This is a genomic window from Chryseobacterium sp., from assembly GCF_008014695.1.
Lineage (GTDB): Bacteria > Bacteroidota > Bacteroidia > Flavobacteriales > Weeksellaceae > Kaistella.
This window is the reverse complement of the sequence record NZ_VOXE01000002.1, coordinates 284,921-300,820: the sequence shown is the minus strand read 5'-3', so window position 1 is coordinate 300,820 and position 15,900 is coordinate 284,921. Positions and strand designations below refer to the sequence as shown.

Sequence of the window (15,900 nt, the reverse complement as noted above, 5' to 3'; positions counted from 1 at the left end):
AATGTCGTATCTGTTATTAACATTATTACTACTGCCACTCGTTGGTTCGGGACTGGTTTTTGCATGGAAAAATCCTGCAAGCAAATATCTGGCTTTGGGAATCGCGTTTGTGGAAATGTTGCTTACATTCTACATCCTGGCCAATTTCAACAATATTCCAACGGTAGATTCTCCTCTGGATTATGAAATTATCCGTCCTTGGTCCAATTTCATCAAAAGTACCATCCATTTTGGGATTGACGGGATGAGTTTACTGATGCTGCTTTTGACGAACATTCTAACAATGCTCATCATTCTGTCTTCTTTCAACGAAAAACCGGGTTACCGAAACACTTTTTACGGCTTGATTCTGCTCATGCAGTTCGGACTAATCGGAGTGTTTACCGCTCTTGACGGAATTTTATTCTATGCATTCTGGGAAATCACTTTAATTCCGATCTGGCTTATTGCCGGAATCTGGGGTCAGGAAGATAAAAGAATCCGTTTTACAACGAAATTTTTTGTCTACACTTTCGTGGGATCATTGTTTATGCTGATCGGACTGATCTACGTGTATAACTATTCCGCTTCATTTGCATTAACAGATCTTTACAATGCGAACTTAAACCTTACGCAACAAACCGTTGTCTTCTGGTTTATTTTCTTTGCCTTCGCGGTGAAACTGCCGATATTCCCCTTCCATACCTGGCAACCTGATACGTATACGTATTCGCCGACCCAGGGATCCATGCTTCTTTCAGGAATTATGCTGAAGATGGCGGTTTTCGGAATTTTACGCTATTTACTGCCGATTACACCGGATGCTGTTCTCGGGATTTCCGGGCAGATCGTGATGGTTTTGGCAATTATCGGAATCGTTCATGGGGCTTTAATTGCAATTGTCATTAACGATGTGAAAAGAATTCTTGCATATTCATCGTTTTCGCACATCGGGTTGATTGTGGCGGGAATTTTCGCTTCTGCAATACTGACGGTGAACGGAACCTTCACGTTTGAAGGCGGACAGGGTGCGATGGTTCAGTCTTTTGCACACGGAATCAATATTGCCGGACTTTTTTACTGCGCCGATATTTTAATTAAAAGATTTAACACGCGCGACATCAGAAAAATGGGTGGACTGGCGAAAGTGGCTCCGAAATTTGCCATTCTTTTCATGATTATTCTTCTGGGCTCTATCGCGCTTCCGTTAACCAACGGTTTTGTCGGGGAATTTATCCTGCTGAAATCTGTTTTCGATTATAACAAACTGGCTGCCGTGATCGCGTGTTTAACCATTATTTTGTGTGCGGCTTACCTCTTCAGATTATACGGAAAAGCCATGTTTGGCAAAGGCGATGAAAGAATACTATCCGGAATGAAAGATGTGTCTCCGGTAGAGTTTACGGTTTTAGCGAGTTTTGCGGTGTACGTGATTTTCTTCGGTATTTTCCCGCAGGTGATCCTTGATCTGGTAAACTCTTCGCTGAAATTCATCTATTCCTCAATGATGCAATAATCAATTAAAAATAAATAGAGCAAACGGAATCAGATCCGGGATCTTTAAACAAATAAAAACTAAATGAGCGTTCTAATTATCATCTTCCTTACTGCAGTTGCCGCCTTATTTTCGGGTGTGTTCGAACAGGGGAAATTTGCAAGATACATCGGGATTGTGGGTTTAATCATTGCGTTTTACGTGAGCTTTATGCCGGAACATTCCTTTTTCAATCAATACAAAAGCATGGTGGATTTCGGCACCAATGCTGCACTTTTCACGAAAATTTCTCTTGTGATTACGCTGCTGATTTTCTTTTTAGGCGGATTTGCCTTCAGCAACCACCGGAGCCATCAGTCTGAGCTGTATGCGCTTATGCTTTTTGCGCTTTGCGGCGGAATTGTACTCTTCAGTTACCAAAACCTTGTGACACTGTTTTTAGGTATTGAAATCCTCTCCATTCCGCTTTACGTGATGGCGGGAAGCAATAAAACAGATTTACGCTCCAATGAAGCTTCGCTAAAGTATTTCCTGATGGGCGCTTTTGCCACAGGGTTCCTGTTGTTCGGGATAGCTTTGGTATACGGAAGTTCAGGAAGTTTTGACCTTTATACCATACATGAATTCGGCGTAAAAAATCCAAAAGATCTGATGCTGATCATGGGAGCGGTTTTGATGATCGCTGCAATGGCCTTTAAAGTGGCTTTGGCTCCTTTCCATATGTGGAGTCCGGATGTTTATCAGGGTTCGCCTTCGATAATCACCACGTTTATGATGTCGGTAGTGAAAATTGCGGGTTTTGCGGCGTTTTTTAAACTTATGACGATCGGATTCGGCGGCATTACCAATGAATGGATGAATATCATCGGCGTCTTCATTATTATTACGCTTTTCCTAGCCAATGCAATGGGACTTGCGCAGAGCAATGCGAAAAGGATGCTGGCGTACTCTTCCGTATCACATGCCGGTTATATTGCGCTTATTTTCTTCGGAATGAACAGTCTGTCGACTTATAATCTGGCTTTTTATCTTTTTGCCTATTCACTGGCTTCAGTTGGAGTGATGATGACGCTGATCTGGGTAGAAAAACTGAAAAAAGAGACTTCTTACAATGCCTTCAAAGGATTGGCGAGAACAGAACCTTTACTGGCAACCGTTGCCACAATTTCCTTACTTTCAATGGCGGGAATTCCGCTGACAGCGGGTTTCATCGGGAAATTCTCGATTTTTGCACAGGCCATGAACGGCGGCGCATTTCTGGTTCTTGTAGCGGTTCTAGGATCGGCTATTTCAATTGCTTATTATCTGAGGCTTATCATTGTGATGTTTTTCCCGAAAGAAAGCAGTTTCAACACTTCGGAAAGAGCGAGCATTACATACAATATTGTGGCCTTCTTCCTGATCATTGCCATTATTACCATTGGCGTATATCCCGATTTATTTGCAATGCAGTTTGGACTTTAACAATTTATAAAAATAAAAAAACGCAGCTCCTTTAAGGGTTGCGTTTTTTTTATGCTGAAAATAAGGTTAATCATTTGATTAAATCAAAATAATAATATTAACTTTGCTTAAATATTTTTAAAATGGGCAAAGACACCGATGTTTCCACAGAAGAAAAAATCCTGATCTCAGCTTCTAAAATTTTTACCGAAAAAGGCTTTTCTGGAACACGAACCCGCGATATTGCAGAAGAAGCAGGAATTAATCTTGCGCTGCTCAATTACTATTTCCGCAGCAAGGAAAAACTTTTTGAACAGGTGATGAAAGTAAAAATTGTTTTGCTCTTCGGGAAAATAATCCCGATTGTAACCAACGAAAAAACCACTCTGGAAGAAAAAATAGATTTGGCGAGCGAAAAATATTTTGAAATTTTATCCAAAAACCCAAATCTTCCCCTTTTTATCCTGAGCGAAATTCAGAAAAAACCTTCCAACATCACTTCCCTTATTCCTGTAGATAAACTACTGAAGACCTCTGTATTGATCAGACAGATTCAGGAGAAAAAACCGGAGCTCAATCCCTTCCACTTTATTATTAATTTTCTGAGCATGACGGTATTTCCGTTTGTCGGAAAACCGATTTTGAAGAATTTGAACATCATGATTGATGAAGAGTTTCAGCAGTTTGTGGAAGAACGGAAAACTTTAATTCCCATCTGGATCAAAATGATTTTAAACAGCTAAAAAATATGCGTCTTCAATTTAAAAATTAAAGAAAAATGAAATTTTTAAAATACGTGATAAGTTGCGCTCTCCTGCTGAATGTTTCTTTGAGTGCGCAGAAAATATTGACTTTGGAAGAGTGCTACCGACTCGCCAAAGAGAACTATCCGCTCATCAAAAGAAACGCGCTGATTGAAAAAACTAGAGATTATACCGTGGAGAATGCCTCAAAAGGCTGGCTTCCACAAATCAATGTGATTGGTCAGGCGACTTACCAGAATGAAGTCACCCAACTGCCGTTCAACCTGCCAAATTTGTCGGTGGAGCCATTGAGCAAAGACCAGTATAAGATTTATGCAGACCTTCAGCAAACTCTGTATGACGGCGGAATGATTACAAATCAAAAAAAACTCGCCAAAATTCAGTCTGAAACCGAGGTTCAGAAAAATATAGTGGAAATTAACAAACTGGAAGAAAGAATCAACCAGATTTATTTCGGAATTCTCCAAACGCAGGAACAGCTTCAGCAGACTGACGTGACCAAAAACGACCTCGTAAACGGTTTGGAAAAAGCCGAAGCCCAACTGAAATACGGCACCATTCTAAGAAGTCAGGTGGATGTTTTGAAGGCACAGTTGGTGAGTCTGGAGCAAAGACAGATTGAATTACAGTCGCTTCAGAAAAATTTCATCAACATGTTGGCCGTCTTTATTAAAAAAGACATCACTGAAAACACAGATTTCCAAAAACCTGAAAAATTGTTGCTTACGACCAAAAACAACCGGGCTGAACTGAAACTGTTCGCTCTGCAGCACCAGCTGCTGGAAACGCAAAAATCTTTAATTGAGTCTAAAAATCTACCGAAACTTGGAGCATTTCTACAGGGTGGTTATGGCAAACCCGGCTTTAATATGCTGAGAAACGAATTCGACATCTTCTATATTGGAGGAGTACGGCTTCAGATTCCGATTACCGGATTTTATACAAAAAAAAACGACCGCGCATTAATTGAAACACAGCAACAGGATCTTGAAATTCAAAAAGAAAACTTCCTGTTCAATCAGAATTTCTACACCATTCAGAACAACGGCGACTTAGAAAAGCTCCAGGAACTTATTGATAAAGACAACGAACTGATTGCGCTGCGTAAAAGCATTAAAAAAGCCAGTCTTGCCCAACTCGAAAACGGTGTAATCAACACCAGTGACTATCTGCGCGAAGTAAATGCCGAAGAACAGGCACGGATTCAAAAAATATTGCACGAAACGCAGTATCTCTTGACGCAGTACAATTTAAAAGCGCAGCTGAGCCAATAAAATCAAAAAAGAAACCTCATCCGATGAAAAAATATATTTTATTCGCAGCCGTTCTTTCACTTTATTCCTGCAAAAATTCAGATCAAAATTACGATGCCTCCGGAACTTTCGAAGCCGATGAAATCCTGGTCACCGCCAAAGCCAGCGGAGCCATTCTTCGACTCGATTTAGAAGAAGGTCAACAACTGGCACTCCATGAAGTAGTAGGAGAAATTGATCCCAAAAATGTAGAACTACAAAAGGAACAGATCATCGCCAGCATCGATGCCATTGATCAGAAAACAAATTCGGCACTTCCGCAGATTCAGGTGCTTCAGACGCAGGTTACCGCACAGTCTGCAAATATTTCAGTGTTGCAGGAACAGCTTCAGAATGCTGTGAGAGAAAGAAACCGAACCGCAAATTTGGTAGCAAAAGATGCGGCCACAAAAAAACAGCTCGATGATGCAAACGGGCAGATTAAAGTCCTTCAAAAACAAATTTCGGCAGCGAAAAGTCAGCTGAACGTCCTTCAGCAGCAAATCGCAACCGCAAAAGACAATGTTTCGATACAGAACCGCGGCATTTTAAGTGAAAGAAAACCCACCCAGAAAAAAGTGGAACAGATTGATGAACTGCTGAAAAACAATACGATTGAAAGCCCAATTTCAGGGATAGTTCTGACAAAATATATGAATGAAGGCGAATTTGCCATGACAGGAAAACCAATTTTTAAAATGGCGAGTCTGGACACGATGATTTTAAAAATATTTATCACCGGAGATCAGTTGCCTAACGTGAAAACAGGCCAGAAGGTGACAATATACACCGATTTGGGAGACGGAAAAACCAAAGAACTTCCGGGAACCATTTATTTGATCAGTTCAAAAGCTGAGTTCACGCCAAAAACCATACAGACCAAAAACGAAAGGGCAAATCTGGTTTACGCGACAAAAATTCATGTTAAAAATGACGGTTTTCTGAAAATCGGCATGTACGGCGATGTGAAGTTTCAAGAGTCAGGTAAAAAGAATCTAGAGAAATAGTGTTGATCAATTTCCGTGCATTGCAGGTTAAAACAAAACCAATGAAATCTATAATCGTCAGCAATCTTACCAAAACCTACGGCAAAGGAAAAGCAAAAATCCTGGCGGTGGAAGATGTAAGTTTTGATGTAAGTCAAGGTGAAATTTTCGGTTTGATTGGTCCCGACGGTGCCGGAAAAACATCCATTTTCAGGATGCTGACAACCGTGCTTCTCCCCGACTCCGGTTCAGCTTCGGTTGAAGGACTCGACATCGTGATAGATTATAAAAAAATCAGACAGGTTCTGGGATACATGCCCGGAAAGTTCTCACTTTATCCGGATTTGACCGTAAAAGAAAATTTAGGATTTTTTGCGAGCGTTTTCAATACTACTATTGAAGAAAATTACGATTTAATCAAAGACATTTACATTCAGATCGAACCTTTCAAAGACCGGGCAGCAGGTAAATTATCAGGAGGAATGAAACAGAAGTTGGCCCTGTGCTGTGCCCTTATTCACAAGCCGAAGGTTTTATTTCTGGATGAACCCACCACCGGAGTAGATCCTGTTTCCCGGAAGGAATTCTGGGAGATGTTGCAACGTCTGAAAAAACAGGGAATCACGATGGTCGTGGCAACCCCATATATGGACGAAGCCGCTCTCTGCGACAGGATCGCCTTAATCCACCACGGAAAAATCCTGTCCATCGAAACTCCCGACAATATCAGCAATACTTTTCCTGATTTACTTTTCGAAGTGAAAGCCGGGAAAACTTCTGCGGTTTTAAGTGCTCTGGGAAGTTTTGAACAAAAGAAAAATGTGTATGCCTACGGAGAATTTGTGCACCTTACCATTGACAGAGATGAAGATTTTAACACCCCATCAGTTCAGGAATATTTAAAACATCAAGGCTTTAACAATATTGAAATCAATCCTGTAAAAGCCAGCATTGAAGACAGTTTCATCCGCTTATTATCAAATTAAAATGAATTCTGAATATCAAAATACCGCCATTAAAGCGGAAAACATCACGAAGGTTTTCGGAGAATTCACTGCGGTGGATCACATCACTTTTGAGGTGAGAAAAGGAGAAATATTTGGCTTTCTGGGCGCCAACGGTGCCGGAAAAACAACGGCAATGCGAATGTTCTGCGGATTATCGGCTCCCACTTCAGGCACAGCAACAGTGGCGGGTTTTAATGTCTATAGGGAAACCGAAAAAATTAAGAAAAGTATTGGTTATATGAGTCAGAAATTTTCCCTGTACGGCAATTTAACCGTGAAAGAAAATTTGGAATTCTTCGGTGGTATCTATGGAATCCCACGAAAAACACTGAAGGAAAAAAGCTCAGAACTTCTCCACAAACTCAATTTGGAAAAAGAAAAAAACAAACTGGTTTCTGAACTGCCGTTAGGGTGGAAACAGAAACTCGCCTTCTCAGTCGCCGTTTTTCATGATCCGCAGATTGTGTTTCTGGACGAACCCACCGGCGGCGTGGATCCTGTAACGCGGCGACAATTCTGGGACATGATTTATGAAGCGGCGGACCGCGGCATCACGGTTTTTGTGACGACGCATTATATGGATGAAGCAGAGTACTGCGACCGCGTTTCGATTATGGTGGACGGAAAAATTGCGGCTCTGGATACGCCCGCAAATCTGAAAAAACAATTCAGCTCAAAAAATATGGATGAAGTTTTTTATGAACTGGCACGAGGCGCGAAACGTTCTGAATAAGCACTGAAAAATGAAACAGCTCATCACTTTTGTACGAAAAGAATTTTTACACGTACTGCGCGACAAAAGAACCTTGCTCATTCTTTTCGGAATGCCGGTGGTGCAGATCATGCTTTTCGGTTTCGCCTTAAGTACCGAAGTTAAAAACACGAAAATCGGGATTTTGGATCAGGATAAATCCCAAACATCCATCGATTTGGTTGCGAAAATAGATGCAAATCAGTATTTTGATCTCGATCAGGAGCTGAAATCCATTCACGAAGCAGAAGATGCCTTCAAAGGCGGAAAAATAAAGATGATTGTCGTAATTCCTGAACAGTTTTCCCAAAATTTGAACAGTGGAAGAAAAGCTCAATTACAAATGATCACCGATGCAACCGACATCAATTTGGCCAATCAGATCAATAATTTCTTGTCGAATATCATTCTGGATTTTTATGGACAGCAAACCGTGCAGCAGCGTTCCGGAATCCTGCCGGAAATCCGGATGCTTTACAACCCTCAACTGAAAGGCGCACCCAATTTCGTTCCCGGAGTGATGGCATTTATCCTTCTCATCATCTGTGTGTTAATGACCGCCATCGCTATTGTGAGGGAAAAAGAAACCGGAACCATGGAAGTATTGCTTGTTTCACCCATGAAACCTTACGTTATAATTTTGGCAAAAGCAATTCCTTATTTTATCTTATCAATGATCATTCTAACTTCTATCCTGATACTAAGTGTTACCGTACTCGATTTACCAATCAAAGGAAATCTTTTTCTACTGTTTGGAATCAGTATTATTTTCATCACCACCAATCTTTTAATCGGGATTGTTATTTCAATTCTGGCCGGAACCCAACAAACCGCCATGCTGATTTCACTTATTGGCACTTTGCTTCCAACGCTCATGCTGAGCGGATTCATGTTCCCAGTTGAGGATATGCCAATTCCGCTTCAGATAGTGAGCAATGTAATTCCTGCCAAATGGTATTATGAAATCGTAAAAAATATCATGATCAAAGGAACTGGCTTCGAGGTCATCTGGAAACACGTTTTGATTCTGGTAGGAATGATGACGGCCTTGTTTGTCATCGCGGTGAAAAAATTTAAAATACGGCTGCAATAATTCAAAAAATGTTTAGAACACTGCGCATATTAATTAAAAAAGAATTCCTGCAAATTTTCAGGAACAAGGCGATTTTGGCCGTTATATTCGTGATGCCGGTAGTGCAGTTGATCATTTTACCTTTAGCCGCGAATTACGAAATAAAGGATATAAAAATTGCAGTGGTAGACCATGACAAATCCGGTTTATCCCGCGAACTCATCCGGAAAATCACAGCGTCCGGATATTTTAAAATCGTGTCCTACAGCGAAAATTACCGCAAGGCCTATGAGAATGTGGAAAAAGACCGGGCCGATTTGGTTATTGAAATTCCCAATAATTTTGAAAAAGATCTGGTGAGGGAAAACAGTCAGAAAGTGCTGATCGCCATCAATGCCATCAACGGTACCAAAGCCGGACTTTCCGCAGCTTATCTTGCTCAGATTCTGCAGGATTATAATGAAGAGGTTCAGGTTAAAATGACTCCTGAACTGGAAAGTATAGAGAAAACCTCCGGTCTTGAATTGGTGCCGAAATTCTGGTTTAATGAGGGTTACAACTACAGGCTTTCTTTGGTTCCCGGAATTCTGGCGTTTTTGGTGACTTTAATTGGCGGTTATTTAACTGCTTTAAATATCGTAGCAGAAAAAGAAACAGGAACCATCGAACAGATTAATGTATCGCCAATCAGGAAACGGGATTTCATCCTGGGTAAACTCATTCCGTTTTGGCTATTGGCCATGTTTGCGTTCAGCATTGGACTAGTGGTCACCATTTTCGTGTATAAAATTCAGATGCAGGGAAGTTTTATGCTGCTCTACGCATTTATTTCACTGTACCTTATCACCATTTTGGGAATGGGACTTTTGGTTTCGGTTTACAGTGAAACGCAACAGCAATCAATGTTTGTAGTGTTTTTCTTTATGATGATTTTCATTCTTATGAGTGGGCTTTTCACCCCGATAGAAAGCATGACGGAGTGGGCTAAATATATCGCTTACGTGAATCCGGTAACTTATGGTGTTGACGGAATCCGATTAATTATGCTGAAAAACAGCAGCTTCATGGATTTGCTGCCCCACTTTATATTTATTACAGCGTTGGGTATTGTCGTAATCAGCTGGGCTATTGCGCGCTACCGGAAAACGAATTAACAGCTATTAACGGGTCATAAGTTTCACTTCTTCCCAGAGGACATCCATTTCGTCAAGAGACATATCCTGAAGTTTTAAATCTCTGCTTAAAGCAAGTTCTTCCATTTTCTGAAAACGCGAAATAAACTTGATATTCGTTCTTTCGAGCGCAGAATCAGGATTTATGCCCGAAATCCGCGCGTAATTGATGAGCGAGAAAAACACATCACCCAGTTCCTGTTCTTTTTTATCAAGGTCGGTTTCCGCATGGAATTCTGCCAACTCTTCATCTACTTTTTTCCAGGCATCTTCCGCGTCGTGAAATTCAAAACCAATGCCTTTTACTTTATCCTGAATCCGGTACGCTTTTACCATGCTTGGAATCCCCTTTGAAACGCCCGAAAGGACCGATCTGTTGCCTTCTTTAAGTTTCAGTTTTTCCCAGTTCTGTTTCACTTCTTCTTCATCTTTTACCTCAACATCTCCGTAAATATGTGGATGCCGGAAAATGAGTTTTTCATTCAGGGAGTTGATGACATCGGCAATGTCGAAACTGTTCTTCTCTGCACCTATTTTTGCATAAAAAACCAGATGAAGCAATACGTCGCCGAGTTCCTTTTTAATTTCCGGCAGATCTTCCTGCAATAGTGCATCAGAAAGTTCGTACACTTCTTCCAGGGTCAGATGACGGAGGCTCTGAAGGTCCTGCTTCTGGTCCCACGGACATTTTTCGCGCAGGTCATCCATAATATCTAAAAGCCGGGAAAAAGCATCGAGTTTTTCTTGTTTCGTGTTCATATCTGGCAATAATAAGGTTCGTGTAAAAATACAAAAAACCTTGCCGGTAAAGACAAGGTTTGTTTATTGAGTTGGATCAAAAATTATCCCATTTTCCGGTGCGTGCTTTTCGGAGCTGCTTTTGCCGAAGAGGTAGAGATTTTCGCTTTTGGCGTAGTGGTTTTCTCTGTTTTCGGAGCTGCTTTTTTTGCAGTTTTTTTATCTCCCAGTTCCGGTTGATCTTCAGATTTTTCTTCTGCAGTTTCTTCTGATTTTACAAAACTTTCCGGAGTGATGTAACCTGCTTTATTTAAGATGTTGTACCACTGCGCCAGCTTTTTAATGTCGGAAACATACACTCTTTCAGTATCATAATTGGGCAAAGATACCGACATGAACTCTCTGAGTTCTGCATCAGATGATTTGTGTGAAATAGTTTCCTTATAATCATAGTTCTTAGCCACGTTTTCGAAAACTTCGAATAAAGGAACTTCCTTTTCGAACGTAAACATCGCGATATTATCAAGTAAACTTACCTGTGAAGTATTTCCGATGCTCACCTTCTTTTTGGTTACAACATCCTCGATAATAAAACCGCTTTTCAACTGGGAGATCAGTTTGTAAAGTCCGGGTTTACCGGAGATTGAAATAATTTTTTCTAACTGCATACTGTTAATTTTTTTGTTTGGCTGCTGCGTTCTGCATCAGTCGTTATAATTTGTTTATTTTTTACTTTGGAAACCTCATTTTGTAGGTTACGGATACATCACCCTGAGAAATTTTCGTAAGCTTGCCTTTCACGAGCTTTTTTTTCAGCGAACTCAAATGATCGGTGAACAGGATGCCTTCAATATGATCATATTCATGTTGGATGACTCTTGCACGCATATCGGAGAACGTCTCGGTGTGCTTCACAAAATTTTCATCAAAATATTCGATAACGATTGTTTCTTTTCTTTTAACATCTTCCCGCACATCGGGGATGGAAAGACAGCCTTCATTGAATTTCCACTCGGCTCCGGATTCCTCCAGAATCTTTGCATTGATTAGCACTTTTTTAAAAATTTTAAGTTCCCCGGCAATGTCAGCATAATCTTCATCATCCGCCAAAGGCGAAAGATCCACAATAAAAAGGCGGATGTCCAGACCAATCTGTGGTGCTGCCAGTCCAATGCCATGCGCAGAATTCATTGTTTCAAACATATTGTCGATCAATTCCTTCAGGCCCGGATAATTTTTATCGATTTCCTGACAGTGCTTTCGTAAAACGGAGTCGCCAAAGGCGCGTATCGGTAATATCATTTTTGTTGCTGTTCTAAAAAATTCTGCAGAATCAGGGTGGCACTCACTTTATCGATCAGTCCTTTTTCTTCCCGCTTTTTTTTGCTTTTTCCGCTCTGCGAAATGAAATAAGATGCCATTTTCGAGGTAAAACGTTCATCAAAACGGTGAACTTCAACAGCAGGGAAAGCAATTTTAAATTTCTCAATAAACTTTAAAATTTCCTGTTCAATCTCCGACATGTTACCCTTCAAGTCCGTCGGAAGTCCTATGACGATAGCTTCTACATTGTTTTCGTTAAAATATGAGGTGCAGAACGGAAACATATTTTGCGTTTCTACGGTTTCCAATCCACTGGCAATTATCTTCATATCGTCAGTTACGGCGATACCGCAGCGTCTTTTGCCAAAATCTACTGCCATTATTTTCCCCATAGTCTGCAAATTTACAAATATTTCTTTCTTCACAAAATTTAAAAAATAATGATATCAATCAAGAATAATTTACAATTCCGCTTCACTATTACTGCTAACTTTAATAGGTGATTAAATCAGTCATTTTAAATCTCATTACATATGAAAGCTTTAATATTTAAAGGACCCGGACAAAAAGAACTTGCTGACTGTCCGATGCCGGTGATTAAAGAATCCACCGATGTGATTGTAAAAATGGTAAAATCTACCATTTGCGGAACCGACCTGCATATCCTGAAAGGAGATGTTCCGGCGGTAACTGCAGGACGAATTCTCGGGCACGAAGGAATGGGAATAGTGGAAGAAGTTGGTGAAGCGGTAAAAAACTTCAGAAAAGGGGACAAAGTTCTGATTTCCTGCATCACGTCTTGTGGAAAATGCGAGAACTGCAAAAAACAGCTTTATGCCCACTGTTCTGACGGTGGTTGGATTCTCGGCCATTTGATCGACGGAACGCAGGCGGAGTTTGTGCGCATTCCGCACGGCGACAATTCTCTTTATCATTTAAAAGATGATGTAAATGAAGAGGCCGCCGTAATGCTGAGCGACATTTTACCTACCGGTTTTGAAATCGGTGTTCTGAGCGGAACCGTAAAACCGGGAGACACGGTTGCCATCGTGGGCGCCGGTCCAATCGGATTTGCTGCGCTGCTTACCGCGCAGTTTTTTACACCGGCGAAGATTATCATGGTGGATCTGGATCAGGAAAGACTGGAATTTTCCAAAAGTTTCGGCGCGAGCGATATCGTGAACAGCGGTACTCAAAACGCAGTGGAAGGTGTTAAAAAAATTGTAGGCGCTGACGGTGTTGATGTGGCGATTGAAGCAGTAGGGATTCCTGCAACTTTCGATATCTGCCAGAAAATTCTTAAACCGGGTGGTCATCTGGCGAATATCGGCGTACACGGAAAACCTGTGGAACTGCATATTGAAGAACTTTGGATAAGAAACGTAACCATCACTATGGGTTTGGTATGCACAAATACTACCTCCATGCTTTTGAAAAATGTAGAAAGCAAAAAACTGCAACCGGAAAAACTGGTTTCGCACCGTTTTGGCTTTTCGGATATGATTCAGGCTTATGAGGTTTTTGGGAATGCTGCCAAAGAGAAAGCACTGAAAGTAATCATTAATTTTACCTGAAATTTTAATATTTTCCATATTAAAAAAAGAGAAGTTGTTAACTTCTCTTTTTTTTATTTAATTTTATTTCCCCAAAAACCAATTCAGGATGAAAACACTTATACTTATTCGACACGCGAAAAGCGACTGGCCTGAAAACACGGAAGATTTTGACCGTCCGCTGGCAAACAATGGCCTGGATGATGCGATCAGAATGTCCAAACATTTAAAAAACAACAATATCGCGATCGAAAAATTTGTGTCGAGTCCGGCAGTGCGTGCCCTGAATACATGTAAAATCTTTAACCAGATCTATGATCTGGAGATCAAAACTGATCCAAAACTCTATAATCCTAGTGAAAACAATTTTTATTCTGCGATTTATGATCTGGAGGATCATGTGAATTCAGTTGCGATGTTTTCTCACAACAACGGTATTTCCAACTTTGCCAATATGATGACAGAGGATATCTTCCATTTCCCCACCTGCGGCGTTGCAGGCTTTCAGGTCGAATGCCAATCATGGTCGGAGTTTGAGGATGCCAGAAAAAAACTGCTTTTCTTTCATGAACCGAAGAAAATCTAATAGAATATAGGTTTTCTCCTCAGTCGGAATGAATTAAATTCTAAAACCTTCTATACCGGAAGGTTTTTTGCAGTCCGATTTCCTCTGACTAATGAAAAAAAATTATCTTTGAAAAAATCTTAAAAGATGAAACGAAACTTCAGCCTACTGCTTCTCCTTATTTCAGTTTTCGCTTTCTCCCAGATGGAAGAAAAGAAACTGGACGAACTCATTCAGAACACGATTAAAACCTTTGATGTTCCGGGAATGTCGGTTGGGATCGTTAAAGACGGAAAGCTCATTTATGCCAAGGGCTTCGGCGTGAGGTCCCTTTCAAACGGACAGAAAATGGATGAAAATACTTTGGTAGGGATCGCTTCCAATTCAAAAAGTTTCACGACAACGGCGCTTGCAATGCTCGCAGACGAGGGAAAACTGAGTTTCGATGATAAAGTCACCAAATACATTCCCGAATTTCAGATGTATGACCCCTATGTATCACAGGAAGTTACCATCAAGGACCTCATCACGCACCGCGCAGGTCTCGGCTTAGGACAGGGCGATCTGATGTTTTTCCCGGAAGGGGGAAACCTTTCCGTGAATGACATTATCCACAACGTACGGTATTTGAAACCCGAAAACCCTTTCCGCACAACGCTCGATTACAACAACATTATGTTTATTGTAGCGGGAGAAGTGATTCACCGTATTTCCGGAAAAACATGGTCGCAGTTTATTGAAGAAAGAATCCTGAAACCTGTCGGAATGACTTCCAGTTTCGGATCCTACAAAAATGCAAAAGCCGCCAACAGTTTAAATATTATTGATGCTCACGCCCCGGTTAACGGAAAGGCTGTTGCTGTTCCGCATGACTGGAACGAAACGGCAAACGCGGCAGGCGGAATTATGAGCAACATCAGTGACATGACGACCTGGGCGCAGTTTTTAATGAATGGATTCACCACCAAAGACGGGAAAAAATTAGTTTCCGATAAACAAATTCAGCAGCTTTGGAATCTCCAGATTTCCACACCGGTGGCTTTAAAAAATTCTTACGATTCCAATTTCGCTGGCTATGGCCTCGGGTGGTTCCTGACTGATGTTAAAGGTCACAAACAGGTGTACCACACTGGCGGACTCATCGGCACCGTTACGCAGTTCACTGTGATTCCCGACATGAAACTCGCCATCGTGGTTTTAACAAACCAGCAGTCCGGAGCTGCATTTAGCGCCGTGACTAATACCGTGAAAGATTCGTATTTAGGTTATCCTGACCGTAACTGGCTGAAAAACTACGCCGACAGGACAGCTAAAATGAATGCTGATTTCGACAATGCCAAGAAAGAGATTTTTGCCAAGTCTGAAACTTTTAAAAAAGATAAAATCGCACAAATTAAACCGGAACAGATTGCCGGAATTTATAAAGATATTTGGTTTGGCGAAGTAGTGATATCGAAGGAGGGCAATACTTTCCGTATTGTCTGCAAGAACTCCCCGCGTTTGAAAGGTGAACTGCTGCCCTACTCTTCCAACATCATGATTGCAAAATGGGACGAAAGAAGCTATGATGCCGATGTTTTTGTGAATTTTAATTTTGATGAAAACGGAAAGGCCCAGTCGGTGAAAATGAAACCGATCTCCGATATTACCGATTTCAGTTTTGATTTTGAAGACCTGGATCTGAAAAGAGTGAATTAATTTTAAATCGGAACGAGATCAAATACTCGGTTGCACTCAAAAAAAGGAAAAAAATTTAACAA

The 15,900-nt window shown here is 41.0% G+C and carries 16 protein-coding genes; 12 read left to right on the top strand and 4 right to left on the bottom strand.

Features of this window, described 5'->3' with window-relative positions; all coding sequences use genetic code 11:
• The first annotated feature begins 1 nt into the window (after nt 1).
• The 9 genes from FUA25_RS05830 to FUA25_RS05790 all read left to right on the top strand — a co-directional run bounded on the left by FUA25_RS05830 (nt 2) and on the right by FUA25_RS05790 (nt 9,943).
• Nucleotides 2-1,495, top strand: a complete 1,494-nt coding sequence (locus FUA25_RS05830; protein ID WP_147755965.1) for a NuoM family protein — start codon at nt 2-4, stop codon at nt 1,493-1,495.
• 63 nt (nt 1,496-1,558) lie between these two features.
• Nucleotides 1,559-2,938 carry an NADH-quinone oxidoreductase subunit N gene (locus FUA25_RS05825; RefSeq protein WP_147755964.1) on the top strand — a complete coding sequence of 460 codons (1,380 nt, stop codon included), beginning with the start codon at nt 1,559-1,561 and terminating at the stop codon, nt 2,936-2,938.
• Between the two features lie 122 nt (nt 2,939-3,060).
• The gene (locus FUA25_RS05820; protein WP_147755963.1) at nt 3,061-3,660 is read left to right on the top strand and encodes a TetR/AcrR family transcriptional regulator; all 600 of its coding nucleotides are present in this window, start codon (nt 3,061-3,063) and stop codon (nt 3,658-3,660) included.
• A 35-nt stretch (nt 3,661-3,695) separates the two neighbouring features.
• Nucleotides 3,696-4,955, top strand: coding sequence for a TolC family protein (locus FUA25_RS05815; protein WP_147755962.1), 1,260 nt, complete (start codon nt 3,696-3,698; stop codon nt 4,953-4,955).
• A gap of 23 nt (nt 4,956-4,978) precedes the next feature.
• Nucleotides 4,979-5,980 carry an HlyD family secretion protein gene (locus tag FUA25_RS05810; RefSeq protein WP_147755961.1) on the top strand — a complete coding sequence of 334 codons (1,002 nt, stop codon included), beginning with the start codon at nt 4,979-4,981 and terminating at the stop codon, nt 5,978-5,980.
• Nucleotides 5,981-6,021: 41 nt separating this feature from the next.
• Nucleotides 6,022-6,945: an ABC transporter ATP-binding protein gene (locus FUA25_RS05805; RefSeq protein ID WP_147755960.1), complete on the top strand. Its 924-nt coding sequence runs from the start codon at nt 6,022-6,024 to the stop codon at nt 6,943-6,945.
• A gap of 1 nt (nt 6,946) precedes the next feature.
• Nucleotides 6,947-7,699 carry an ABC transporter ATP-binding protein gene (locus tag FUA25_RS05800; RefSeq protein ID WP_147755959.1) on the top strand — a complete coding sequence of 251 codons (753 nt, stop codon included), beginning with the start codon at nt 6,947-6,949 and terminating at the stop codon, nt 7,697-7,699.
• Nucleotides 7,700-7,709: 10 nt separating this feature from the next.
• Nucleotides 7,710-8,810 (top strand): ABC transporter permease, encoded by a 1,101-nt coding sequence (locus FUA25_RS05795; RefSeq protein ID WP_147755958.1) that lies wholly within the window; start codon nt 7,710-7,712, stop codon nt 8,808-8,810.
• A gap of 8 nt (nt 8,811-8,818) precedes the next feature.
• The gene (locus FUA25_RS05790) at nt 8,819-9,943 is read left to right on the top strand and encodes an ABC transporter permease (protein WP_147755957.1); all 1,125 of its coding nucleotides are present in this window, start codon (nt 8,819-8,821) and stop codon (nt 9,941-9,943) included.
• 6 nt (nt 9,944-9,949) lie between these two features.
• On the opposite strand, the gene mazG is transcribed toward FUA25_RS05790, so the two are convergent.
• The 4 genes from mazG to ruvX all read right to left on the bottom strand — a co-directional run bounded on the left by mazG (nt 9,950) and on the right by ruvX (nt 12,414).
• Nucleotides 9,950-10,720 (bottom strand): nucleoside triphosphate pyrophosphohydrolase, encoded by a 771-nt coding sequence (gene mazG, locus FUA25_RS05785; protein ID WP_147755956.1) that lies wholly within the window; start codon nt 10,718-10,720, stop codon nt 9,950-9,952.
• A gap of 83 nt (nt 10,721-10,803) precedes the next feature.
• The gene (locus tag FUA25_RS05780; RefSeq protein ID WP_147755955.1) at nt 10,804-11,367 is read right to left on the bottom strand and encodes a DUF5606 domain-containing protein; all 564 of its coding nucleotides are present in this window, start codon (nt 11,365-11,367) and stop codon (nt 10,804-10,806) included.
• A gap of 61 nt (nt 11,368-11,428) precedes the next feature.
• The gene (gene def / locus FUA25_RS05775) at nt 11,429-12,001 is read right to left on the bottom strand and encodes a peptide deformylase (RefSeq protein ID WP_147755954.1); all 573 of its coding nucleotides are present in this window, start codon (nt 11,999-12,001) and stop codon (nt 11,429-11,431) included.
• Nucleotides 11,998-12,414, bottom strand: coding sequence for a Holliday junction resolvase RuvX (ruvX, locus tag FUA25_RS05770; RefSeq protein WP_147755953.1), 417 nt, complete (start codon nt 12,412-12,414; stop codon nt 11,998-12,000). The genes def and ruvX overlap by 4 nt, the downstream gene beginning before the upstream one ends.
• Before the next feature lie 141 nt (nt 12,415-12,555).
• On the opposite strand from ruvX, the gene FUA25_RS05765 reads away from it, so the two are divergent.
• The 3 genes from FUA25_RS05765 (at nt 12,556) to FUA25_RS05755 (ending at nt 15,838) form a co-directional block, all read left to right on the top strand.
• Nucleotides 12,556-13,596, top strand: coding sequence for a zinc-dependent alcohol dehydrogenase family protein (locus tag FUA25_RS05765; protein ID WP_147755952.1), 1,041 nt, complete (start codon nt 12,556-12,558; stop codon nt 13,594-13,596).
• An 88-nt stretch (nt 13,597-13,684) separates the two neighbouring features.
• The gene (locus FUA25_RS05760) at nt 13,685-14,161 is read left to right on the top strand and encodes a SixA phosphatase family protein (RefSeq protein WP_147755951.1); all 477 of its coding nucleotides are present in this window, start codon (nt 13,685-13,687) and stop codon (nt 14,159-14,161) included.
• 126 nt (nt 14,162-14,287) lie between these two features.
• Nucleotides 14,288-15,838, top strand: coding sequence for a serine hydrolase (locus FUA25_RS05755; protein ID WP_147755950.1), 1,551 nt, complete (start codon nt 14,288-14,290; stop codon nt 15,836-15,838).
• Nucleotides 15,839-15,900 lie beyond the last annotated feature (62 nt).

What these genes read in the sequence shown, in the direction of transcription:
- FUA25_RS05765 (WP_147755952.1), top strand. Translation starts at nt 12,556, where the DNA reads ATGAAAGCTTTAATATTTAAAGGACCCGGACAAAAAGAACTTGCTGAC.
- FUA25_RS05820 (WP_147755963.1), top strand. Translation starts at nt 3,061, where the DNA reads ATGGGCAAAGACACCGATGTTTCCACAGAAGAAAAAATCCTGATCTCA.
- FUA25_RS05815 (WP_147755962.1), top strand. Translation starts at nt 3,696, where the DNA reads ATGAAATTTTTAAAATACGTGATAAGTTGCGCTCTCCTGCTGAATGTT.
- FUA25_RS05780 (WP_147755955.1), bottom strand. Translation starts at nt 11,367, where the DNA reads ATGCAGTTAGAAAAAATTATTTCAATCTCCGGTAAACCCGGACTTTAC.
- FUA25_RS05810 (WP_147755961.1), top strand. Translation starts at nt 4,979, where the DNA reads ATGAAAAAATATATTTTATTCGCAGCCGTTCTTTCACTTTATTCCTGC.
- FUA25_RS05760 (WP_147755951.1), top strand. Translation starts at nt 13,685, where the DNA reads ATGAAAACACTTATACTTATTCGACACGCGAAAAGCGACTGGCCTGAA.
- mazG (WP_147755956.1), bottom strand. Translation starts at nt 10,720, where the DNA reads ATGAACACGAAACAAGAAAAACTCGATGCTTTTTCCCGGCTTTTAGAT.
- FUA25_RS05830 (WP_147755965.1), top strand. Translation starts at nt 2, where the DNA reads ATGTCGTATCTGTTATTAACATTATTACTACTGCCACTCGTTGGTTCG.
- FUA25_RS05800 (WP_147755959.1), top strand. Translation starts at nt 6,947, where the DNA reads ATGAATTCTGAATATCAAAATACCGCCATTAAAGCGGAAAACATCACG.
- FUA25_RS05825 (WP_147755964.1), top strand. Translation starts at nt 1,559, where the DNA reads ATGAGCGTTCTAATTATCATCTTCCTTACTGCAGTTGCCGCCTTATTT.
- ruvX (WP_147755953.1), bottom strand. Translation starts at nt 12,414, where the DNA reads ATGGGGAAAATAATGGCAGTAGATTTTGGCAAAAGACGCTGCGGTATC.
- FUA25_RS05805 (WP_147755960.1), top strand. Translation starts at nt 6,022, where the DNA reads ATGAAATCTATAATCGTCAGCAATCTTACCAAAACCTACGGCAAAGGA.
- FUA25_RS05790 (WP_147755957.1), top strand. Translation starts at nt 8,819, where the DNA reads ATGTTTAGAACACTGCGCATATTAATTAAAAAAGAATTCCTGCAAATT.
- def (WP_147755954.1), bottom strand. Translation starts at nt 12,001, where the DNA reads ATGATATTACCGATACGCGCCTTTGGCGACTCCGTTTTACGAAAGCAC.
- FUA25_RS05755 (WP_147755950.1), top strand. Translation starts at nt 14,288, where the DNA reads ATGAAACGAAACTTCAGCCTACTGCTTCTCCTTATTTCAGTTTTCGCT.
- FUA25_RS05795 (WP_147755958.1), top strand. Translation starts at nt 7,710, where the DNA reads ATGAAACAGCTCATCACTTTTGTACGAAAAGAATTTTTACACGTACTG.